Annotated in this window: 22 protein-coding genes; 5 read left to right on the top strand and 17 right to left on the bottom strand. The window is 30.9% G+C overall.

The genetic code is table 11. The features are described 5' to 3' along the window. Positions 1-9 precede the first annotated feature (9 nt). From GKG01_RS06195 to GKG01_RS06155, 9 genes are all read right to left on the bottom strand, one after another. Positions 10-432, bottom strand: a complete 423-nt coding sequence (locus GKG01_RS06195; protein WP_154271828.1) for a S1 RNA-binding domain-containing protein — start codon at positions 430-432, stop codon at positions 10-12. 68 nt (positions 433-500) lie between these two features. Next, on the bottom strand, positions 501-875 hold the full coding sequence (locus GKG01_RS06190) for a septum formation initiator family protein (protein ID WP_094207274.1): 375 nt from the start codon (positions 873-875) through the stop codon (positions 501-503). A 1-nt stretch (position 876) separates the two neighbouring features. Next, positions 877-1,122 carry an RNA-binding S4 domain-containing protein gene (locus tag GKG01_RS06185; protein WP_094203802.1) on the bottom strand — a complete coding sequence of 82 codons (246 nt, stop codon included), beginning with the start codon at positions 1,120-1,122 and terminating at the stop codon, positions 877-879. Continuing rightward, entirely contained in the window at positions 1,109-1,999 is an 891-nt protein-coding gene (locus tag GKG01_RS06180) for an HAD family phosphatase (protein WP_154271827.1), read from the bottom strand. The genes GKG01_RS06185 and GKG01_RS06180 overlap by 14 nt, the downstream gene beginning before the upstream one ends. Positions 2,000-2,033: 34 nt before the next feature. Then, a complete protein-coding gene (gene pyk, locus GKG01_RS06175) occupies positions 2,034-3,791 on the bottom strand; it encodes a pyruvate kinase (protein WP_154271826.1) in 1,758 nt (585 codons plus the stop codon). A 12-nt stretch (positions 3,792-3,803) separates the two neighbouring features. After that, positions 3,804-4,763 (bottom strand): 6-phosphofructokinase, encoded by a 960-nt coding sequence (gene pfkA, locus GKG01_RS06170; RefSeq protein ID WP_094207277.1) that lies wholly within the window; start codon positions 4,761-4,763, stop codon positions 3,804-3,806. Positions 4,764-4,772: 9 nt separating this feature from the next. Continuing rightward, entirely contained in the window at positions 4,773-8,258 is a 3,486-nt protein-coding gene (locus GKG01_RS06165; RefSeq protein ID WP_154271825.1) for a DNA polymerase III subunit alpha, read from the bottom strand. Positions 8,259-8,322: 64 nt separating this feature from the next. After that, the gene (gene whiA, locus GKG01_RS06160; RefSeq protein ID WP_094207279.1) at positions 8,323-9,240 is read right to left on the bottom strand and encodes a DNA-binding protein WhiA; all 918 of its coding nucleotides are present in this window, start codon (positions 9,238-9,240) and stop codon (positions 8,323-8,325) included. Between the two features lie 4 nt (positions 9,241-9,244). Then, the gene (locus GKG01_RS06155) at positions 9,245-9,649 is read right to left on the bottom strand and encodes an NUDIX domain-containing protein (RefSeq protein WP_002836712.1); all 405 of its coding nucleotides are present in this window, start codon (positions 9,647-9,649) and stop codon (positions 9,245-9,247) included. A 162-nt stretch (positions 9,650-9,811) separates the two neighbouring features. Between GKG01_RS06155 and GKG01_RS06150 the strand changes: the two genes are divergently transcribed. The 4 genes from GKG01_RS06150 to GKG01_RS06135 all read left to right on the top strand — a co-directional run bounded on the left by GKG01_RS06150 (position 9,812) and on the right by GKG01_RS06135 (position 13,719). Next, the gene (locus GKG01_RS06150; RefSeq protein WP_154271824.1) at positions 9,812-10,891 is read left to right on the top strand and encodes a 5-bromo-4-chloroindolyl phosphate hydrolysis family protein; all 1,080 of its coding nucleotides are present in this window, start codon (positions 9,812-9,814) and stop codon (positions 10,889-10,891) included. After that, entirely contained in the window at positions 10,891-12,009 is a 1,119-nt protein-coding gene (locus GKG01_RS06145) for a toxic anion resistance protein (RefSeq protein ID WP_094223567.1), read from the top strand. The genes GKG01_RS06150 and GKG01_RS06145 overlap by 1 nt, the downstream gene beginning before the upstream one ends. Before the next feature lie 92 nt (positions 12,010-12,101). Further along, positions 12,102-13,382, top strand: coding sequence for a DUF1576 domain-containing protein (locus tag GKG01_RS06140; RefSeq protein WP_154271823.1), 1,281 nt, complete (start codon positions 12,102-12,104; stop codon positions 13,380-13,382). Beyond that, complete coding sequence (locus GKG01_RS06135; protein WP_154271822.1) at positions 13,375-13,719, top strand: hypothetical protein; 345 nt, start codon at positions 13,375-13,377, stop codon at positions 13,717-13,719. The genes GKG01_RS06140 and GKG01_RS06135 overlap by 8 nt, the downstream gene beginning before the upstream one ends. A gap of 53 nt (positions 13,720-13,772) precedes the next feature. Here the strand turns inward: GKG01_RS06135 and GKG01_RS06130 are convergent, their stop codons facing one another. The 4 genes from GKG01_RS06130 to GKG01_RS06115 form a co-directional block, all read right to left on the bottom strand. After that, on the bottom strand, positions 13,773-14,708 hold the full coding sequence (locus GKG01_RS06130; RefSeq protein WP_094207286.1) for an ABC transporter permease: 936 nt from the start codon (positions 14,706-14,708) through the stop codon (positions 13,773-13,775). Then, complete coding sequence (locus GKG01_RS06125; RefSeq protein WP_094207287.1) at positions 14,708-15,808, bottom strand: ABC transporter permease; 1,101 nt, start codon at positions 15,806-15,808, stop codon at positions 14,708-14,710. The genes GKG01_RS06130 and GKG01_RS06125 overlap by 1 nt, the downstream gene beginning before the upstream one ends. Continuing rightward, positions 15,798-17,330 carry an ABC transporter ATP-binding protein gene (locus GKG01_RS06120; RefSeq protein ID WP_094207288.1) on the bottom strand — a complete coding sequence of 511 codons (1,533 nt, stop codon included), beginning with the start codon at positions 17,328-17,330 and terminating at the stop codon, positions 15,798-15,800. The genes GKG01_RS06125 and GKG01_RS06120 overlap by 11 nt, the downstream gene beginning before the upstream one ends. A 65-nt stretch (positions 17,331-17,395) precedes the next feature. Further along, positions 17,396-18,472, bottom strand: a complete 1,077-nt coding sequence (locus GKG01_RS06115; protein ID WP_154254589.1) for a BMP family ABC transporter substrate-binding protein — start codon at positions 18,470-18,472, stop codon at positions 17,396-17,398. A gap of 232 nt (positions 18,473-18,704) precedes the next feature. Between GKG01_RS06115 and GKG01_RS06110 the strand changes: the two genes are divergently transcribed. Beyond that, positions 18,705-19,730 carry an FAD-dependent oxidoreductase gene (locus GKG01_RS06110; protein ID WP_154271821.1) on the top strand — a complete coding sequence of 342 codons (1,026 nt, stop codon included), beginning with the start codon at positions 18,705-18,707 and terminating at the stop codon, positions 19,728-19,730. Positions 19,731-19,752: 22 nt separating this feature from the next. Here the strand turns inward: GKG01_RS06110 and GKG01_RS06105 are convergent, their stop codons facing one another. The 4 genes from GKG01_RS06105 to GKG01_RS06090 all read right to left on the bottom strand — a co-directional run bounded on the left by GKG01_RS06105 (position 19,753) and on the right by GKG01_RS06090 (position 23,491). Continuing rightward, positions 19,753-21,102: a nucleobase:cation symporter-2 family protein gene (locus GKG01_RS06105; RefSeq protein ID WP_154271820.1), complete on the bottom strand. Its 1,350-nt coding sequence runs from the start codon at positions 21,100-21,102 to the stop codon at positions 19,753-19,755. 121 nt (positions 21,103-21,223) lie between these two features. Beyond that, positions 21,224-22,156, bottom strand: a complete 933-nt coding sequence (gene arcC / locus GKG01_RS06100) for a carbamate kinase (protein ID WP_094207292.1) — start codon at positions 22,154-22,156, stop codon at positions 21,224-21,226. A gap of 128 nt (positions 22,157-22,284) precedes the next feature. Further along, entirely contained in the window at positions 22,285-22,623 is a 339-nt protein-coding gene (locus tag GKG01_RS06095; RefSeq protein ID WP_154271819.1) for a LysR family transcriptional regulator, read from the bottom strand. Continuing rightward, entirely contained in the window at positions 22,607-23,491 is an 885-nt protein-coding gene (locus tag GKG01_RS06090; RefSeq protein ID WP_094207294.1) for a hypothetical protein, read from the bottom strand. The genes GKG01_RS06095 and GKG01_RS06090 overlap by 17 nt, the downstream gene beginning before the upstream one ends. Positions 23,492-23,495 lie beyond the last annotated feature (4 nt).

Here is a 23,495-nt window from a genome sequence, read left to right as displayed (position 1 = left end):
GCGTTACTCCTAATTATACTTTCTTTTCTTCGAAAACTTTTTATTCTCTCTTTGTCTAATGGAATCTAATCTCTCGTTACTTTCTTTCATAAACTTAGAAAGTAAATCATCAAAAGTTGATTCTTTGCTAGATTCTTTGTTTGAATTCTTATAATCTTCTGAATAAGTTTTCTTTGAAAATTCTTTTTTGTGTTCTTTTTTCGGAAGACATTCCTTTATTGAAAAGCTAACCTTATTATCTTCAATGCTCATAACTTTACATTTTATTACATCATTAACTTTTAACACATCTTCAACTTTTTCTATGTAGTCATTAGAAATTTGTGAAATATGAACTAATCCTTTAGTTCCGTCTTCGCATTCTACAAATGCCCCAAACTTAGTAATTCCTGTTACTTTTCCCTCAACAATATCGCCCACTGATATAGACATACGCAATATCTTCCTCCTAATATAATACTATATACCAGTATATACTACTAAAAAAACGGTGTCAATAATTATTTATCAGACTTTTTGTCAAAAGTTGGCGACGGTGTAAAATTTGAATCTTTTTTTGGTTTTTCCTTTTCATCCTTAATCAAAACTTCGTTAGGTTTTACCATACCTAATTTTTCTCTGGCATATTTTTCTATCAACTCAGGATTGTCTAAGTTTTTGGAATCTTCAGATAATTTTTTTATTTCTTTTTCAAGTTCATCCTTTTTTGTTTGTTGTTCCAACTTAACATTATTAATGTTTCTGATTTGAATTTGTTGTTTAAAAATTGTAAATAACAACGTAACACAAGCAAAAATAGTTATTGCAGAAACTATTATTCTAAATTTATTAACGTTTTTTCTTCTTTTTCTTATCTGATTATCCCTAGTATTCATTTTAATCTCCTAAAGTTTCAAACATTTTATCTGCATCGTCTTTCTTTGGATTATCTATCAATTCAGTAACCTTTGCCTTTAAAACCGATTGAGCAAAACTTATTTCAATTATATCTCCGACTTTTACGTTGTCTCCAGGTTTAGCGATTTTGTCATTGATTTTCACTCTTTGGGATTCACAAGCAGTTTTTGCTACAGTTCTTCTTTTAATAATCCTTGAATTTTTTAAAAATTTATCTAATCTCATCTATTTCCTTATTTTCTATTCCTTCTAGTATTAATTTATAATCCAACTCTGATTCTACATTCTTGTATATTATTTTATCATGTTTTTTTATGATTGCAGATTTCATTTTATCATTTCGATATAAACAATAAATATCACAATCATCTACATTATCATTGAAAGATTCTCGATCAATAAAAAACATCGCTTTTACAAATTCTTTTGATTTTCTTCTGATTTTGTAAACGCCATTTTTTTCTTTTTCAAATTTTTCCAATATAAACTTAATATCTTGTAAATTATCGACAATAAAATCAGCTTTGTCTTGTTTAAAATTAAATCTATTCTCTCTTCTGGCAATTACTGTTAATCCTGCATTCTTTGCAGAATCAATACCGTAATCAGAATCTTCAATTGCAATAGCATCTTTGGGACGTACTCCCAAAATCTCACATGTTTTAATGTAAATTTCGGGATTTGGCTTTGATTCTTTAAAATCCTCACCGCTTATTACCGCATCAAATTCATCCTTTATATCTAATTCTTCTAAAACATTGTTAATAGTTTTTTTTGGTGATGAAGATGCTAATGCAATCTTGAAATTTTTTCTTTTTAGTTCTTTTAGTAATGGATAAAATCCATCCATTACTATAGAACTGTAGTTTATTTTATCATCATCGATGTATTTTTTCATCAAACTATATACTTCCTCAGGTTTTCTATGAAGCTTTGATTTCAAAAATTCATCGGTTTTTTGTTGACTCAAACCAGCAAGAGAAAACAAATCTTCTTCAGATATTTCGACGTCAAAATCTTGAAGTACTTTTTGGAAAAAATCAATATAAATTACTTCACTATCAATTATTACGCCATCCATATCAAATATTACAGTATTCATTTTCTACCTCTAAGTTTATTGTACCACATTACTCTTATAAAATCTTGGCTGCCCCGCGATAAACTAACCCAGCTATTGGATCAATAGTCAAAATTTCTTGATCTTTGATTTTACTTACAGCATCTTTACATCCTACAATCGTTGGAATTCCCAAATGCAATCCAACAATTGCAGCAGGTGATGTTAGGCCACCTTCTTCCACAATAATTGCAGAAGCTTTTTGAATATATGGAACGAATTCTCTTTCCAAACTGTACAAAACAATTGCATTTCCATCTTCAAATTTAGAAGCCAAATCTTCTACACCTTTAGCAACTCTAGCTTTTGCAGTAACGGATTTTTTACCAATTCCTGTTCCTTCAATCAAAATATCTCCAATTGTGTGTACTTTTAATAAATTTGTAGTTCCAGAAACTCCAACTGGAAGACCTGCTGTGATTATAATTAAATCTCCTTCGTGAACCAAATCTTTTTTGATACCCGCAGAAATTGATCTATCAATTACTTCGTCAGTGTTTTCACTCAATTCGCTAAGAACAGGATGAACACCCCAAATTAAAGATAGTTTTCTCATTACACTTTCTGATGTAGTAGCTGCAACTATTGGTGACAACGGACGATATTTTGAAACATTTCTAGCTGTTGAACCTGAAGTTGTAGCGACTACAATCGCATTTGCTCCCAATTGTTCACTAATACTTCTAGTTGCAATACTTATTGCATTCGTTGTTGTAATGTCCAACCATTTCAACCTTTTATTCGCAGCTTCTTTAAACTCTTCAGAATTTTCAGTATTAATTGCAATATCATTCATAACTTTTACTGCATTTACTGGATAATTTCCTGCTGCAGTCTCTCCAGAAAGCATAACAGCATCGCTACCGTCCAAAATCGCATTCGCTACGTCTGTAACTTCCGCTCTGGTTGGTCTTGGGTTTCTAATCATAGAATCTAACATTTGTGTCGCAGTAATAACAGGTTTTCCAGCTAATGAAGTTTTCTTGATTATTTCTTTTTGAACAATAGGCATAATTTCAGTTTGGATTTCTACGCCCAAGTCTCCTCTTGCAACCATAATCCCATCAGAAGTGTTGATTATTTCGTCCAAATTATCTACACCTTCTTGAGATTCAATTTTAGATATTATTTTTATATCGTTTCCGTTATTTTCTTCTAAAATTTTTCTAATATCTAATACATCCTGTGATTTTCTGATAAAAGATGCAGCTATATAATCAATTCCATTTTCAATTCCAAATTTTATATCTGAAATATCTTTTTCAGTGATTGCTGGTAATTTTACTTTTGAATTTGGAATATTTACTCCTTTTTTGCTCTTCAAAATACCGTAGTTGTTAACTTTGCAAATCACATCTGTATCTTTTATTTCTAAAACTTCTAATTCAACTAATCCATCATCTATCAATACTTTCTTCCCGATATCCAAATCATCTGGAAGTCCTTTGTAGCTCACTGAACAGATATTTTGATCTCCAGTTACATCTCTTGTAGTTAATGTGAATTGATCACCAATTGAAAGTTGAACTTGATCAACTCCAAAATCTCCCAATCTAATTTCAGGACCTTTTGTATCTAACATTATTGCTATTGGCAAATCCAATTCTTCTCGTGCTTGTTTTATGTTTTTTATTCTTTGTAAATGCTCTTCATGACTTCCATGTGAGAAGTTCAATCTACACACGTTCATTCCACTTTGCATCAATGTTTTTAAAGTCTCTAAAGAATCTGATGCCGGACCTATAGTACAGACTATTTTAGTTTTCTTTAACATATTTACTCCTATCTATATTGAAATTTCCTTAGATATTTCGTACAAATCTTCTCTGAAATTTCTTTTTGTTGCTACTGCTTCATCTATTGGAACTGTGATTATCTTATTGTCTTTCATAGCTATTGCTAATCCTGTTTTTTCTTCCATGATTAATTTTACTGCTAAATTTCCCATTTGAGTTGCCATTAATCTATCAAAAGTACAAGGTGTACCTCCACGTTGAACGTGACCTAAAATTGTAACTTTTGTCTCAACTCCTGTTTTTTCTTCAATTATGTCTTTAATATCGTAAGCTCCTCCGACTCCTTCAGCAAGCATGATTAAATGATGAAGCTTTCCTCTTTTTCTTCCTCGTTCTATCTTTTCTGTGACTTCATCAATATTTAATTCAACTTCAGGAACTAGGATTGATTCTGCTCCAGATGCAACACCAGAATAAAGAGCAATATCTCCACAATTTCTTCCCATAACTTCAATTATATTTGCTCTACCATGGCTTGAAGATGTGTCTCTTAATTTTGATATCGCATCACTTACTGTTTCAACAGCAGTAAAAAATCCAATCGTATAATCAGTATAACCCATATCGTTATCAATTGTACAAGGAATTCCAATCGTAGATATTCCTATTTTGCTTAGTGCACTTGCACCTTTAAATGAACCATCTCCCCCTAAAACAACTAGTCCATCTATTCCGAAATCCTTTAATATTTGTGCGCCTTTGTTTTGACCTTCCTCAGTTTTAAATTCATTACATCTAGCAGAACCCAAAATAGTTCCACCTCTGTGGATAATATCTGCAACTGAAGACACATTCATTTCGTAAATATTTCCATTCATAAGACCATCATATCCAGACCTTATTCCCATTACTCTTATTCCATTGTAAATACAAGTTCTAGCTATTGAACGAATGCAGGCATTCATTCCAGGTGCATCGCCACCACTTGTCAGTATTGCTATTGTTTTCATAATTAACCTCTATTTTAAAACTACATTTTCTCTTCCTAATAATGAAACTAATTGATCAATAGTATTGTCTTCACAAGAAATTCTAAATTCATTTCCAAGCAAGTAGTTTTGTTTCTTTTCTTCAAAATATATATTTGATTGTGTATTTCCTTTGCTATTGAGTAGTATTGGTTTGACTTTATCCAAGATATAACTTGGCATATTTTTTGTAATTCTTAAAAATAATTTTGGCTGTGTTTCATCTTGTTTTTCAACGTTTGAAATAGTTTTGATACTTTGAATGTTATCTACCAAAATTTTTGGATCTTCTCCTTCAATAATATTCAATCTTCCACTCACAATCAAAATTTCATCTTCATTTAAAATATCTGAATATTGTTCGTACTTTTGTGGAAAAACTATCAATTCCATAGTTCCATACAGATCTTCAAATTTAACAAATTCCATTATCTTTTGATTTTTGGTGAATTTTTTATTGATTGATTCAATTATTCCTACAACTTTAACTCTTTTCCCGTCGAAGTTTTTCTCATTGTAAGCATCATCTTCTAAGTCCCCTGTAGAAAAATTAGAATATTTCTCTATGATGTTTGAGTAAGTTCTTAAAGGATGGTCTGATAAATATATACCCAATACCTCTTTTTCCATTCTCAAAAGTTCTGATTTATCGAACTCTTCTCTTCTAGTAAAATCGTCTCGTTCATCTTCATCTTTAGACTCAAACATATCGAACAAATTTGATTGACCAGGTACGTTGTTTTTTAAACCCGATTGAACTGAGTCAATGATAGATTGGTATTGAAGCATTAATGTAGCTCTTGTTTCACCTAGAGATGTAAATGCTCCCGCTTTTATTAACGATTCAATCGATCTTTTATTTATAGCTGATTTATCTTTTGCATAAATTCTTTCGACAAAATCTCTAAAACTTTTGAATTTACCATTTTCATTTCTTGAAATAATTGTTTGCTCTATTAAATTCGTTCCTACATTTTTTATAGCTTTCAATCCATAAATTATAGAATTATCTTTCACATCAAATTTATCTAGACTGTAATTGATATCTGGCGCCTCAATTTTTATATCCAGTCTTCTTGCTTCTTCAATATACAACGAAAGTTGTGAAGTGTTTCCCATAACCGAAGATATAAGCGCTGCTAAGAATTCTACTGGATAATAATATTTTAACCAAGCTGTCCTCATTGCTACTAATGAATAGGCTGCAGAGTGAGATTTGTTGAATGCATACTTTGCAAAGTCTATCATCAAATCGTAGATTTTATTTGCAATATCCTCACCAACTCCTCTTCTAATAGCTCCTTCAATCAAAATATTTCCATCTTCATCTTCTTTTCCAAAGATAAATTCTTTCCTACCATCTTCCATAACTTTCATTTTTTTCTTACTCATAGCACGTCTCAAATTGTCAGCTTCTCCCAAGCTAAATCCTGCGATTTTTTGTACAATTTGCATAACTTGCTCTTGGTAAACAATCGTACCGTAAGTTGGTTTCAAAATATCTTCAAGTAACGGAGATAAATATTCAACATCTTTTTCATTGTGCTTATTGTGAATGTAAGTCGGAATTTCATTCATTGGACCCGGTCTAAACAAAGCATTTGCAGCAATTAAATCGTCAAATTTAGTTGGCTTTAATTCTTTTAAGAAATTTCTCATGCCTTGTGATTCAAATTGAAATATTCCCAGAGTTTGTGCAACTGTAAACATTGACAAAACTTTAGGATCATTTTCGTCCATATCTTCAAAACTTACATCTATATTTTTATTTTTTTTGATAAATTTCATGCAATCACTGATTACAGTTAAAGTTCTAAGACCCAAAAAGTCCATCTTCAGCAATCCGAGCTCTTCAAGTTCTGTCATATTGAATTGAGTAATGACAGCATCTTTGTTAATTGCCAATGGAACATATTCCATGATTGGGAGCTTGGAAATAACCACACCAGCTGCGTGAGTTGATGTGTGACGTGGCATTCCTTCAACTCTTCGTGCAACATCGACTAATTTTTTTACATCACGGTTTTCTTCGTAAGCTTTTCTAAATTCCGGAGAAATTTCTAGTGATTTGTCTATATTAATATTCAAAAGATTAGGAACTTTCTTAGCCGTGTCATCCACTGTTTTAAAATCCATAGCAAGAACTCTTCCTACATCCCTGATAGCATTTCTAGCTGCCATTGTTCCAAATGTTACGATTTGGGCAACCTTATCTTCGCCATACTTATTAACTACGTAATCTATTACTTCTTCTCTTCTTTCATAACAAAAATCTATATCAATATCTGGCATAGAAACACGTTCAGGATTCAAAAATCTTTCGAAAATTAAATTGTAATCCAATGGATTGATATCTGTAATCTCTAGGCAATAACTTATAATACTTCCCGCTGCAGAACCACGTCCAGGTCCAACAGGAATGCCTTGTGATTTTGCAAATCTAATAAAATCCCAGACGATTAAAAAGTAATCGACATATCCCATCTTTTCAATTACAGATAGTTCATATTCACATCTTTCTTTCGCTTCTTCTAATCTGTCATCATTTGAAAATCTTTTTTCTAATCCGTCAAAAACAAGTTTTTTTAGATAGCTACTGTTTGTAAAACCGTCAGGAATTGCAAAATAAGGTAGATGAAGATTACCGAATTCAAGTTCAACATTACACATTTCTGCAATTTTTTTCGTGTTTTCGATTGCTTCGGGATAATCTTTGAACAAATCTCTCATTTGTTCTTCACTTCTTAGAAAAAACTCCCCTGGAATGTAGCTCATTTTATTGTCTTCTTCGATTGTTTTGCCTGTTTGAAGGCAAATCAAAATATTGTGTATTTTATAATCTTCTTTTTCAATATAATGAACATCATTAGTACACACAAGTCCGATATCTAATTCCTTAGCGATTTTTGGAATATTTTCCATAACTACCATATCTTCTCGTGAAGAATGGTTTTGTAATTCTAAGTAAAAATCTTCTCCATAAATATCTTTTAATTCCTTTGCAACATCTTTTGCCTTATCATATCCATATCTAATTAGAGATTCTTGTACTTCTCCTTTCAAACACGCAGACAAAGCAATGATTCCCTCAGAATATCTTCTTAAAGTATCCTTATCTACTCTTGGTTTATAATAAAATCCTTCAACATATCCAAGTGACACAATTTTCATCAAATTAGAATAACCAGTTTGATTTTTAGCCAAAAGAACTAAATGATTGTAGAATTTATTTTCTGGATTTTTAATTTTATGATCCTTATTAGTCGTGTAGATTTCACAACCAATAATAGGTTTTATGTTTCTTTTTTTGCATTCCTTATAAAACTTTACTGTTCCAAACATACTACCGTGATCAGTAATAGCAATGGATTTCATTTGCAATTCTTCAACTTTATCTAAAAGTTTTTCTATTGGGGAAAATCCATCTAGTAAACTGTATTCTGTATGAACATGTAAATGCGTAAACGTATCTATCATTTCAAACTCCTTTAGCCTTATTTTATAATAAGTTTGGTTATTTTAAAAGAAAAATTGCTGACAATTATAAATCATCAGCAATTTTTTTTAGTTTATTAAGTCTGTAACTAACTCCAGATTTTGAAATCTTAGGAGTCATCATTTCTCCTAATTCTTTTAATGAAACATCTGGATTTTCTATTCTGGCATAAGCTAATTCCAACAATAGTGGATCTAGCGATTCAAGACCTATCGTGTTTTCAATTTTTTCTATTATAAGCTTTTGTTTCAAAGCAGCATCAACAGTTTTATTCAAATTTGCTGTCTCAAAATTAAACCTTCTGTTGACATTATTTTTTATATCTTTGAATGCTCTGATATTTTCAAGTTTTAAAACACTATTATAGGCTTTAGCCAAACTCAAAAAATCAGAAATTGCTTCTGCTTCTTTGATATACAAAACATAATTTTCACTTCTCTCAAAAATAGAAGATTTTATTCCAAAACCTTGAAGTAAATCTTTCACTTGGTTACCAACATTTTCTTGCTTGAAAATCATCTCTAAATGATACATTTTTGATGGGTCATAACAAAAACCCGTCCCCAAAAAAGCTCCTTGTAGGAAACTAATTTTCTTGATATTAGAATCAATTAATTCTTCATCAATTCCCAAATCAAAGTCAAAAGGGCTAGTTGAAGTGTGCGTATCTTCACAAAATTGTTTTGATATCTTATCATCAATCAATATTTCGTAGATATTTTTCTTACGAAGATTATTGTTGTGAATAACTTTCATATCACATTCATAATTGTAATGTTTTTTTAAATTAGAAAAGATCAATCTTGCAACTGGATTACTTTCTGTTTTTAATGTAATCTTTACACCTAATGAATTATAATTTAAAGTTCCTATTGTTTTAGTAAAAGCTGATAGCATTGCCAAAACATCATAGTCATCAAGATTACTTATTATTTCAGTTTTAATATCAGATGAAAAGCTCATATCTTTACCTTTTTTCTATAAACGATTTAGCTGTTTTTATCATATTTTTTTCTGCGCTGTGACGCACATATCTTAAAGCTTTGTCGAGATTCATAAAATCTCCTTCTGCAAAGCCTTCTTCTCTTTGTGGGATAATATTATTATCTTTCGTTACCATATAAAAATAGTGAACTGTTTTAAGAACTTTCGTGCCATCCATGTGTCTGTATTTATATTTTACATATCCAATATACTTAACAATCTCAGCTCTTAGTCCCGATTCTTCAAAAACTTCTCTAATTGCAGTTTCTTCTAAGCTTTCTCCTTTCTCTACCCTACCTTTAGGAAGAACCCATTCACCACGGAACTTTTTAAGCACAGCAACATTACCATTATTGATAACAACCCCACCTGCACTTATTTCTTCCATATATCCTCCTGTATTTTATTTTGAAAATCTAATACTATTATAAACTGAATTGAAAATATTTAAAAGTCAAAGCAATATTTAAAAATCGATTTGAATTTTGTAAATAAAATTCATTTAATTTCAACTACTATATATGATACAATAGTAATAGGAAGGTGTGAAATGAAGAAAAACAAATTAGAAGAATATATAGATAACGCTATAAGCGACAATGATTTTTCAAAAGTTGGTGAAATAATAGAAAAATCTATCGATATGGCGTTGGATTTATCAAAAAACGGTTTAAATGTAGTTATGAATACATTTAATCTAAAACCTAAACCGAAACAACAATATCTGGCAAACAAAGACTCTAAATTAGTAACTCAAAAAAAGATTAATCCAAAAAGTTATTTTGCACTAAGAAATATTAGTTATGCCATAGGCGCTATGACTTTATTTGGCTCTGTCTCATCGTTGACCCATAGTTTACCCGATCTGTTTTCTGGTATTATGGTAAGCTTAGCTTTTGGTGTTGTGGGATTTTTGTCACATATTCACGCATCAAAATTACAACGATTTTTAAGATACAAAACAGAAATTGGAGACAATAAAATTTTAAACGTAGAAGATTTTGCATCGGCTGTTAATCTTCCTGTTGAAAAATGTAGTAAGGAACTAATTTATTTCATAAACAAAAGATACTTTCCTCAAGCTCGTGTTGTGGAAAACGGTCATTTGTTTTTGTTAGATAGAACAAGCTACGATGCTTACAAAGCTCATTATTTAGATGAAAACAAATCAGAAGAAAACCAAAAAGAGATTGAATCTAACAGAGATATTACTAATTATATTACGATAACTGAAAATTTAATCACATCTGTTAAGGATTTTGATTTCAAACAAGATGTCATTAAATTAAAAGATTTGTTAGTGTCGATAAATAATCAAATTCAAAACGAAAATTCTGATGTCAATGGACTTAATAAATTCGTTGATTATTACACTCCAACTGCTATAAATTTGGTGAAAAATTACATTCAATTTGAAAATGAAAAGAATGATATATTAAGCGTAGAAAAATCAAAAAATGATATTAAAAATGCTATTCAAAATATCAATAAAGCTTTTTCAAAGCTTTTAACAGATTTGTACAGCGATGATATTTTGAATATTAACTCGGAAATCGAAGTTATGAATACTTTGTTGTCACAAGATGGATTGATTGAGAAAAATACTATGTTTAAGAGAGGTGCTGAATAATGGAAGATAAACCTATTAAATTGACTTTGGATGTAGAAGAACCTACACTAAATGAAGTTAAAGAAGATGAAGTGTTTTACCCAGAATTTGAACAAAAAGTTAACCTTACTCCTGAGGAACAAAAAACTGTTGATGAATTTGTTAAACAAATTGATTTATCTAATTCCAACATAGTTTTACAATACGGAGTTGGAGCCCAAAAGAAAATCGCTAGTTTCTCTGAAAAAACATTAAATTCAGTAAAGACAAAAGATCTTGGAGAAGTTGGTAATCTTTTATCTTCCGTTGTTACAGAATTAAAATCATTTGATGAAACTGAAGATAAAGGTGTGTTTGGTTTTTTCAAAAAAGGTGCCAATAAAATTACTGCTTTGAGAGCAAACTACGAAAAGGCTGAAAAAAATGTAGATGAGATTTCAAAAATTTTAGAAAATCATCAAATTACTTTGATGAAAGATATTTCATTGTTAGACCAAATGTATAAGCTAAATGAACAATATTTTAAGGAATTAAGCATGTACATTCTTGCTGGACAAAAGAAATTGGATCAAGTAAGAAATGAGGAACTTCCAAATATGCTCAAAGAGGCCGAAAATTCTCCTAATTCTATCACTGCGCAAAAAGCAAATGATTTAAGAGATTTGGCTACTAGATTCGAAAAAAAATTACACGATCTTGAACTTACAAGAATGGTGAGTTTGCAAATGGCTCCACAAATAAGAATGGTGCAATCTTCTAATGCTGTTATGGTAGAAAAAATCCAATCTACAATAGTGAATACTATTCCTATTTGGAAAAACCAAATGGTTTTATCATTAGGTGTTTATCATAACTCGCAAGCAGCAGAAGCGCAAAAGAAGGTTACAGACTTGACTAATGATTTATTGCGTAAAAACGCTGACACATTGAAGATGAGTACTATAGAAACTGCAAAAGCAACCGAAAGAGGAATAGTTGATGTCGAAACAATTAGACACACTAACGAACAACTTATCAGTGCATTAGATGAAGTTCGAAACATTCAAATCGAAGGTCACGAAAATAGACTTAAAGCAAAACAAGAATTAATGGCAATGGAACAAGAATTAAAAAACAGACTGTTAAATAAACCTAACTAATTTTTATGGGGTGATATTTTAATATCGCTCCTTTTTTGTTGAAATTTATACTTCTTTATAATAAAATATACTAAATTATAAATGGAGGTCTTATGAAAGATAAAGAAAAAGTTTTTCACTCAATGGGGATTTATAAACTTCTTTACACATTAGCTGGATTACTGATGGTAGTGGCGTTTTTATTTAATTCTCCGACAGAAATTTTTAACGGTTTGATAACTATAATTAAAAGTCCTTGTACTTTAATTACTGATTATATGTATTTAGCAAATATTGGAGCGGCATTTTTTAATGCTGGCTTGATTTGTCTATTATCAACTATTTTATCACATAGTTTTAATGTTGTTATTTCTGGTCCAGGAGTTGCAGCTATTTTCACTATGACTGGATTTGCTTTTTTTGGCAAAAATATTTTCAACACAATTCCTATAACTATTGGAGTGTTAATTTATGCAAAAATAGAAAATACATCAAGAGCATCTGTAATACTTCCAGCGTTATTTGGTAGCGCATTAGGGCCTTTAATTAGTGAAATAGCATTTGACTCAAATTTATCTATCGTACATTCAATTATATTAAGTTATTTAGTTGGAATAAGTATAGGAATTATTATGGTTCCTTTATCCGGAACTTTTTTGAGATTTCATCAAGGTTATAACTTATACAACATGGGATTTACAGCAGGAATTGTTGGAATGCTTTATGTAGGAATTTTAAGAATGTTTAATGTGACTATAAAATCTGTTAACTTGGTATATCCAGTTAATGATATAAGAATAATAATATTTTTGTATTTGCTTTTTATTTCCATATTTTTGTTAGGATTTGTAAAGAATAATTTATCCTTCCATGGATATGAAAATATAATGTACAATTCGGGTAGATTAGCGACGGATTTTATATCGCTTGATGGTTTATATCAAACGATGATTAATATGGGCATTATGGGACTAATTGCGACAAGCTACATCATAATCGTAGGTGGCAAGATAAGTGGACCAATAATAGGAGGAATTTTCACTGTAACAGGTTTTTCTGCATTTGGTAAACACCCTAAAAACACTATCCCTATTTTAATTGGTGTATTCCTAGCATCTATTTTAAATACAGTTAATCCTCTATCTACATCAAGCCTTTTAGCTGCTTTATTTGGAACGACTCTTGCTCCAATCGCTGGTGAGTTTGGCTTTTTCAGAGGTATTTTAGCAGGATTTTTGCACATGGCTATGGTTCTAAACATAGGAGTAGTTCATGGCGGAGTTAATTTGTACAACAATGGATTTTCAGGAGGATTTGTCGCTGGTATTTTAGTTCCAGTATTTAGTGAAATGGATAATTTCTTAATGAGAGTGAGGTTAAAAAACGATGATTAGTAACGAAGAAAAAAAAGCTAAATTAATTGTATCAGAAATATTAAGTTATTTTTTCATGTACGACACAAAAAGTATCAGAATTGATTCAGAATTTAAAGATGATAAATTGATAATTATTGCCGAAGGAATGCCAGCAAAAACACCACAACATCTTGAAGATATGAAAAGACTTATCAATGTAAGAAGATCTCCTCAAATTGAAGATTATTATGCAAATTTATTGGGATGGGAATCAGATTATAATGATATAAATCTACTTGGCTCAATGGTTGACTCTGGAATAATTTCTTACGACGGAAAAATCTTGAGCTTTTATGTAGAGCGTAATTTAATTTAGATTGAATTTTAAAAAGGTAGTGTGAAATTCACACTACCTTTATTTTTGTTCAATTAAAGTGCTATATCATCTTTCAAATAAGGAATTCCATCTGCTGTAGGTGCTTTTGTTTTTCCACCAAATAGTATCAATACAACTAATGTTGCAACATATGGAATCATTGATATTAATTCTGATGGTATTGGTAGATTTGTTCCTCCCAACACAACAGATATTGATTGAGCGAATCCGAAGAATAACGCTGCTAACATAACACCTTGTGGAGTCCATTTTCCGAATATTACTGTAACCAAAGCTATAAAACCTTGTCCAGCAACTAATGCAGGGAAGAATGAAGATACAAGGGAAATAGACATTGTAGCTCCACCTAAACCAGCCATAAATCCTGAGAATAAAACAGCCATGTATCTAACGAAAAATACATTTATATTCAAAGTTTCTGCTGCTTTTGGATGTTCACCAACTGCAATCAATCTCATTCCCCATTTTGTTTTGTACATAAATATATAAATCAAACATACTAAAACAAATACCAAATAAACTGTAGCAGGTAATGAAATTACGTTAGCTAAGAATTTATTTTGAATTCCGTCAAATAATACTGGAATTTTGAATTGTGGTTCAATTGGTTTCGTTTGAGTTGCTCCATCGAAGAATATTCTAGAAACAAATAAAGCAACACCAGGTCCTAAATAATTTATAGCTATTGCGGAAATAGTTTGATCTCCTGCAAATGTGATGGATACAACTGCGTGAATTAATGCAAATACCATACCGCTTAGCCCACCGCACAAAAACGCTAACCAAGGGTTGTGAGTATAATATCCCACAGTGGCTGCAATTAATGCACCTATTGTCATCATACCTTCAAGTCCGATGTTTGTAACTCCAGACTTTTCAGAAATCATACCACCTAATCCAGCGTATAAAATAGGAGTCGCATTGATTAATGTATTACCTATTACTAATCCTAAAAGTACTAAGTTCATTATTTGCCTCCTTTATTTTTAAATCTAGATTTTATTATTCTGAACATCAATGGAATTGCTGTGAACAAAATAATGGTTCCCATTATTATATTAATCATTTCGGTTGGCGCATGCAAAACTCTTTGTACGTTTGCACCGCTGTATTTCAATCCACCAAAAAATAATCCAGAGAAAATACAACCTATTGGGTTATTATTTGCAAGTAAACTTACTGCAAGTCCATCAAATCCAAAGTTCTCCATACTAGATAATGCAGAAATTGTGTATCTGTATCCTAAAACTTGAGTGATTCCGCCAAGTGAACACACTGCACCACTTATTGCCATAGATAATGTCAATTTTTTATTGACATCAATTCCACCGTATTTTGCCGCATCTTGGTTAAGACCTACAGCCTTTAATTCATATCCTAAATTAGTTTTCTTCAAAATATACCATAATAAAATTGCTGCTACAATTGCTAATATCAATCCCAAGTGAATTGGAGCTTTGAAGAAGTTGTCGATTGCTTTTGGTAGCCCTTTTACATTTTGCATCAATGTAATTTTCGCACTTTCTTGAACTTCGTGAGTTCCCATAGAGTTCGGTGCTTTGAATTTTGGATAATTCGCAACCATATTGTTAAAGTAAAAAGCTATCCAGTTAAGCATTATTGTTGATATAACTTCATGTATTCCAAATTTAGCTTTCAAAAATCCAGCTAATGCTCCAAAAGCTGCCCCAGCTAACATTCCAACAATTATTACTACAGGTACATGAATAAATGCTGGTAAGTGAAGATTATATCCTAATAAAAATGCAACCATTGTTCCAACAATGTATTGACCTTCTGCCCCGATGTTGAATAATCCTGTTTTAAATGCAAACGCAACACCAAGTCCTGTGAATATAATTGGAATGGCATTTACAATTGTCCAGCCAACATTTTTCGGTCTTTTAAATATTCCTTCAAGCATTAGCTTGTATGCTTCTAAAGGATTATAACCTGCTAATATTAAAGCCAAAGCTCCAACTAACAGACCTATCAAAATAGATAAAAGCATGAAGAATAGCTTGTTGTACTTTGTGAATATTGAAATTTTTTCATTGTTATTTTTCATCTACAACACCTCCAGCCATTAATCTACCAAGTTCCATTTCATTAGTTTCTTTTGCTGGTTTTTCTCCAACGATTTTGCCATCAAATATTACTGCTATATTATCTGATAAATCCATTATTTCATCTAATTCAAATGAAACTAACAATACTGCTTTGTTTTTGTTTCTTTGATCCACTAAATATTTGTGAATAAATTCTATTGCCCCAACATCCAATCCTCTAGTTGGTTGAGCTGCTATTAACAAATCAGGATCATTGGAAATTTCTCTTGCAATAATTACCTTTTGTTGATTACCACCTGATAAATTCTTTGTTTTTTGATGATAATCATTAGGTCTGATATCGAATTTTTCGATTAATTGTTTTGCATTGTCGTTTATAGCATCAAAATCTAGCTTTAATCCTTTGCTAAAAGGTTTCTTTTTAACATTTTCCAAAATTAAATTGTCGGCTATAGAATAATCCAATATAAGTCCGTGTTTTTGTCTATCTTCTGGTATAGTATTCATTCCTGAATCTATAATATCTCTTGGAGAATGATTAGTGATTTCTTTTCCTTTTAATGTAACTTGTCCAGATTCTATTTTTCTAAGACCAGTGATTGCCTCAATCAATTCCGATTGGCCATTGCCATCTACACCTGCAACGCCAACAATTTCTCCTCTTCTTACTTGAAGATTCAAATTCTTTACAGCATCAATATTTCTGGAATCTTTTACAACCAAATCCTTAATATCTAATACAACTTCGCCTGGCTCTTGGTCTTCTTTTTCAACATTAAATCTTACATCACGACCAACCATTTTTTCTGCTAAAATATTTTCATCGATTTCTTTGACGTTTAACTTATCGATAAATTTTCCACGTCTAATTACTGTACAGTAATCTGCCATTGCTTTAATTTCAGATAATTTATGTGTAATTATTATTATTGATTTTCCTAATTCTGTAAGATTTTTTACAATTTTTATAAAATCATCTATTTCTTGTGGAGTTAAAACCGCTGTTGGTTCATCAAATATCAAAATATCCGCTCCACGATACAAACATTTTAAGATTTCAACTCTTTGTTGCATTCCTACTGAAATATCAGCAACTTTCGCTTCTGGATCAATCATCAAACCGTATTTTTCGGACAATTCTTTTACAGCATCGATGGATTTTTTATTATCCAAAATTCCACCTTTACTTGTTATTTCTTTTCCTAAAACAATATTTTGATAAACAGTAAATGGTTCTATAAGCATAAAGTGTTGATGCACCATTCCTATACCAGTTTGTATTGCTAATTTAGGAGTCATTTGATCAAAAGTTTTTCCTTTTACTGTAACACTTCCAGATGTAGGTTCATACAACCCATAAAGTATATTCATTAGAGTTGTCTTCCCAGCTCCGTTTTCACCTAACAAAGCATGAACCTCTCCTTCATGGAGTGTGAAATTTACATTATCAAGTACTTTATTGCTGCCAAAAGATTTTGATATGTCTTTTAAATCTACAACAATGTTTTTTTCATCGTTCATGTTTTTCCCTTTCATTTTTAAAAACAGTTATAAAAACAGGGATTTTTCAATCCCTGTTCTCAACCTTATTTATCAAATCCGAATTCTGTAAATTCTTTTTCGTTTTGTGGAACTTTGATTTTTCCTTCTTTGATGTCATTCTTTAAGCTTTCTACTTTGTCTTTAACATCTTGTGCTACTAAATCATTTTTAGCATAAGCAATATCTACAGCATCTCCATCTTTTAATGAATAAGTTACTGTGCTTCCACCTTCAAACTTGCCGTCTTTAATATCTTTTGAGATTTTTTGTACAGCAACATTTACACCTTTAACTGTAGAAACTAACATGTTTTTAGGAGCATCTTCAGATTGATCTCTATCAACACCGATTACATATTTGTTATTATCAATAGCTGATTGAATAACACCATAACCTGTACCACCTGCAGCGTGGAATATAACATCTACACCTTTTTGGTACATTAAGTTAGCAATTGATTTACCTTTATCTGGTGCAGCATAACTATCAGCATATTGTGATTGGAATTCAATTGGTTGTTTCTTTTGTCTTTCAGCTTCCTTTACTCCAGCTTTGAATCCATATTCAAATCTGTCGATTACATCGCTCTTCATACCACCAACAAAACCAACTTTATTTGTTTTAGTAGTCATACCAGCAATGTATCCAACTAAGAATGAGTTTTCGTTATCTGCAAATAAAACCCCAATCATGTTTGGTCTTTTTTCTACGTTTGCATTGTCGATTATTGCGTATTTTTGGTCAGTGTTTTCTTTTGCTGCAGCATCTGTTGCTTTAAATAATGCATATCCAATTGTAAATATTACATCACTTTCATCATCCAATGCTGTTTCCATATTTGGTGCATAATCATTTTCTTTGTGTGATTCGATATATCTGTAATCCAACCATCCTTCTTTTTTCGCATTTTCAAATCCTTCATAAGCAGATTGGTTGAAAGATTTATCGTTAATTCCACCTTGGTCAGTAACCATAGTTACTTTTACTTGTTCTTTCTTTTCATTAGTATCTGATGATTTTCCATTATCAGATGAATCTTTGCCTGCACCACCACATGCAGTTGCAAAAACCATGCTTAAACAAAGAAATAAAGCAATTATTTTTTTGTAAACTTTTGACATAATGTCCTCCTTAAATTTTTGTGATAACATTTGCTTACAATTAAAAAACTTAATAAAAATTTATCGATTTTCATTTGATAACGTAAACGTTGTTATCGTGTAAATATAGATACCTTCTATACAATATAATCTTAGCAATTATTAACAATATTGTCAAACGAAAAATGAATTTAACATTGCTTTACTTTTCTGGTATGATATATATAATTATAAATATATTAAAGGAGACAAAATGAAGCATTTAGTTTTATGTGGTTGTGGCCATGGGCATATTTTTGTAATCAAAAATATAAAAGAAAAATATCCAGATATTAAAATAACTGTTATAACAGACAACGAATACCAGTATTATTCTGGTATGTATACTGGTTTTTTGGAAGGAGTATACTCTCATGATGAGATATGCTTTGATGTAAGAAAAGTTTGCGAAAAATACGGAGCAGATTTGATTTTTGATAAAATCATAAAAATCGACGATAAAAATAAAAAAGTCATAGCAAAAAATCACACAGTAGACTACGATTACTTGAGCATTAATTTAGGAGCGACTCAAAAAACTATTGGAACTGGAGAAAATATAATAAATTCAAAACCTATCAATACAATTATTGATTTAAAAGAAAAAATCAAAGACACTGATAAAAATATCCTTATATTAGGGGCTGGTGCAAGTGGATTGGAATTAGCTTTCGTGCTCAAGACTATTTATCCCGACAAGAATATATCCATAGTAACAAGAGGCAGTGTGAATATGGAAGGATTCAGCGACAAAGCTAATAAGAAAGCTAGAAAGTTATTAAGTAAAAAGGGTATAAAAGTTTACGAAAACAAAAATGTATCTTCTATTAATGAAATAGATATAGATTTTGATAAATTGATAATGTGCATTGGCTCTAGTGGTGTGAATGTTGATTTTGGAAGTTTAAATACAACCGATAAAAACTTCTTGATTTCCGATGAGTATATGAGAATTTCAGACAAAATATTTGCAGTCGGAGATTGTGTTAGTATCGACAAATATCCTAACTTACCAAAAGCTGGTGTGTATGCTATAAGACAATCGCCTATTTTAATGAAAAATATAGCACATACATTGAACGATGAAGAATTAGAATCTTATGTCCCAGACACTGACCCTATGCAAATTTTATATTGTGGAAATGAAAAAGCGCTACTATACTATAAAGGATTCACGTTGTATTCTCATCTTTCATTCGTACTAAAAAGATATATCGATAAAAAATATATGAAATATTAAAATCCCTCTCACGAGGGATTTTTTAGTCTATTTCTTTTCTTTCTTTTTCTTCTTGTTCTAATGTTTTTTCTGGAATAATAATATTCAAGAAAAATACTATCAATGTTGCAACAACTACAGGTGATGCTGTGAACACCATTCTGAACCATTGTGGGAAATATCTCACAGCGCTTGGTCCAACTTGTGTTATACCCATTCCAAGCGCAACTCCTAATCCAACTATAGTTGTATTTCTTACGCTCATTTCGCTTGAAGTTATAAGTTTCATACCACTCATGGCTATTTGTGCAAATACTGATATAGTTGCTCCACCGATTACAGCTTGTGGAACTGAAAGCATCAATGCTCCAAATTTTGGGATTAATCCACAGACAAATACCATACTAGCAGTAATCAACAAAACTTTTCTTGCAATCACTTTTGTCATTGATACAATTCCAACGTTTTGTGAATATGTGGCAGTTGGAAGCGCTCCTATGAATGCACCAATAACACTTACAAGACCATTTGCTTTTATGCCTCCAGATAATTCTACATCGGTAGGTTCACGATCCATTCCTCCAATAGTTGTACTAGTTAAATCTCCAACTGCTTGAACAGAGTTTACGATGTACATAATTGACATAGTCAATATAGCATCCAAATGGAATTGGAATTTGAATGGATAAATTTGTGGAAGCATAAACCAAGAAGCACTAACAACATTGTCAAATTTAACCATTCCTAAAAATAATGAAATTATATATCCTACAATAATTCCAACCAAAATTGCCGCTAATTTTATGTAACCTTTCATAAACATATTACAAAACAAAACAACACATAAAGTTATAATCGCTACAACCCAGTTTCTGATTTCTCCTTGCATAGGTCCATTTCCACCTGACATATAATTTACAGCCACCGAATACAAACTAAGCCCAATTGTTAATACAACTGTACCCGAAACAATAGGAGGAAAGAACTTCCTAATTTTTCCAATAAATACTCCCGTGAATATCGCCACAATACCACCAACCAACTGTGATGCATACACAGCACCTATTCCATATTGTTTTCCAATTGATAATAAAACTGGAATGTAAGCAAAGCTTACGCCCATGATGACTGGTAATTTTGCACCAAATTTTAAAACTGGATACAATTGTAATAATGTCGCTATTGCAGCAATAAACATTCCTGCTTGAATCAAATAAATTGCTTGTGCATCTGTAATTGCATGTTCACTTGATTTCAAAGCACTCGCCAAGACTATTGATGGCAGCGCATTACCCACAATCATTGCCAACAAGTGTTGCATAGCTATCGGAAATGATTTAAGCATGGAAGGTTTGCCATAATAATCAAATAATGAATTCGAATTCTTTTCCATATACACTCTCCTTTTAATTTCATTAAATTATATTCTATATTAAATTCAAAATAATTTAAAGAGCATTAAAAAAATACTTCCAAAAACAACAAATCAATTTCTTGTTTTGGAAGTACTATTATTATTTTACAAATCTAGTTCCTGTTAAACCATTGATTCCTTCTTTTGCTTTTTCCAAAGAAGTTATCAAAGCAGTTTTACCTTCACCTGATTGGATAAAACTCAAGCAAGCCTTAACCTTAGGTAGCATAGATCCTTCTGCGAATTGTTTTTCTTCTATTAACTTTTGTGCTCTTGATAAGTTTAACTCATCCAAGCCTTCTTCATTTTCTGTCCCGTAATTAATACATACTTTTTCTACTGCAGTTAAAATGATTAACAAATCTGCATCAGAAATTTCCGCTAATTTCTCTGAAGTGAAATCCTTATCTATAACAGCTCCTATACCTTCTAATTGTCCATCATTTTCTACGACAGGAATTCCTCCTCCACCTCCAGCAATAACGATGAAATCTTCTTTAATCAAAGTATTGATTTCTTCTTTTTCAATAATATCAATTGGTTTTGGAGATGGAACAACTCTTCTGTATCCTCTGTTTGCATCTTTTTTAAAAGTATATCCACTTTCTGCAGCAAGTTTTTCAGATTCTTCTTTTGAATAAAATAATCCCACAGGTTTTGTTGGATTAGCAAAAGCTTCATCATTCTTATCCACTTTAACTTGTGTAATTATAGTAGACACTGCGTTTTTCATGTTTCTTTTTGATAATTCGTTTTTGATAGCCTTTTGTAAATGATATCCTATGTATCCTTGGCTCATAGCAACACATTCTGCAAATGGCATGTTAGAAATTTGTGGATTAGAATTATGAGCAGTTTCCATAGCCAAATTAATCATACCAACTTGTGGACCATTTCCATGGCAAACGATAACTTCGTTACCATCTTCAACTAAATCAACTATAGATATAGCTGTTTTTCTAACAGCTTTGATTTGTTCTTCAGGTGAATTTCCGAGAGCGTTTCCACCTAATGCTAAAACTACTTTCTTCATTTTAACTCCTTTTATAAATTAAAAATAGTATCCAAATATAAAATCCCAATGCTAAACATTGAGATTTTAATTATTAAGACACTTCGATAAATATATATTACACTGATTTTATAAAAAATACAAGCTTTTTAGGAATTTTTTGTAATTTTTTCTGTTAAATTGTTGCTAGTTCTGGTAAAATTTGACATACCTTTTTCATATTCTCTGATTAATCTTTCACCAGCTTCTGTTAATGTCGACCCTCCGCCATTGGCTCCTCCAATTTCGGTATCCACAAACTTCTCTCCATAAATTTTTTCGCTATTTTTTATAATATTAAAAGCTTTGCTGTAACTCATTTTGAGATTTTTTGAAGCCTTGTTAAGAGATTTTGTCTTGTCAATTTCTTTTAGCAGAAGATAATTTCCTTTACCGAAAAACTTCTTGCCATTGTCATCTTCAAACCAAAACTTACAATTTACCTTCATCACTAAGCTCCCTTATCCTTCCTTCAGTTTCCTTAATCCACACAGGAATTATACAATCAAAATCATTGTAAATGCTTAATATTCTATCAAACTCTCCTGTCAAATCAACATCATTTTCTCCATTTAATTTTGGTTCCAGAATGTCCAAAATAGTGTATATGGCAAGAATTCTATAAAATAATCTAGGAATTTTTCCGTTAAAATAAGATTTTAATAAGGAATAATAGAAAATTCTATTTTTCTCATCAGCTTCATTTATTTTTCTAAATTCAAAGAAAGAGTCCGCCATATAACTTACATTTTTTGATACAAAATTCAAATTATTTTCGTCTGCGTAGATAGATTCTAAATTATCAAACAGATAAATATTACTCAACTTTCTCGATTCAATTAAATATCTATTATTTTCAATGTAGTCAAAAACAATATAATCCTTATCTCCTCTGAAGTTTGTCATTGAGTAGTTGTATATAAGATTATTGATTTTATAATTAAAAATCTTCGACCAAGTAGTATCATCGTTAATTTGGCTATTTTCGTGAAGTTTTCTGAGAATTTTGCCTATTTCACTTCCAAGTTGTATTTGCTTTTCAATAGAGATTTGATCTGTAAGATTTTGAATGAATTTTTTAATCACAAAAGTATAACCATTTTCAAATCCACTATCTTCAATCTTTGCAAATTTGTCATTTAACTCATACAACAAATAATTATTTTGTTGGTTGTATTTCAAAAAAGACTCCAAATCCCCTTCATATATTTCAACGATATATTTACCAGAATCTGTATTTACAATGTACTTATCATCTTGTAACTCACAATCGTAAATATTTTTATCTTTAAAAAATTGTAACTCTTTGATTTCCATATAA

Origin of the sequence: Finegoldia sp. BIOML-A4 (genome assembly GCF_009679635.1) — a bacterium.
Taxonomy (GTDB): Bacteria; Bacillota; Clostridia; order Tissierellales; family Peptoniphilaceae; genus Finegoldia; species Finegoldia magna.
The sequence above is the reverse complement of the archived record's forward strand: the minus strand, read 5'-3'. Positions and strand labels throughout refer to the sequence as shown.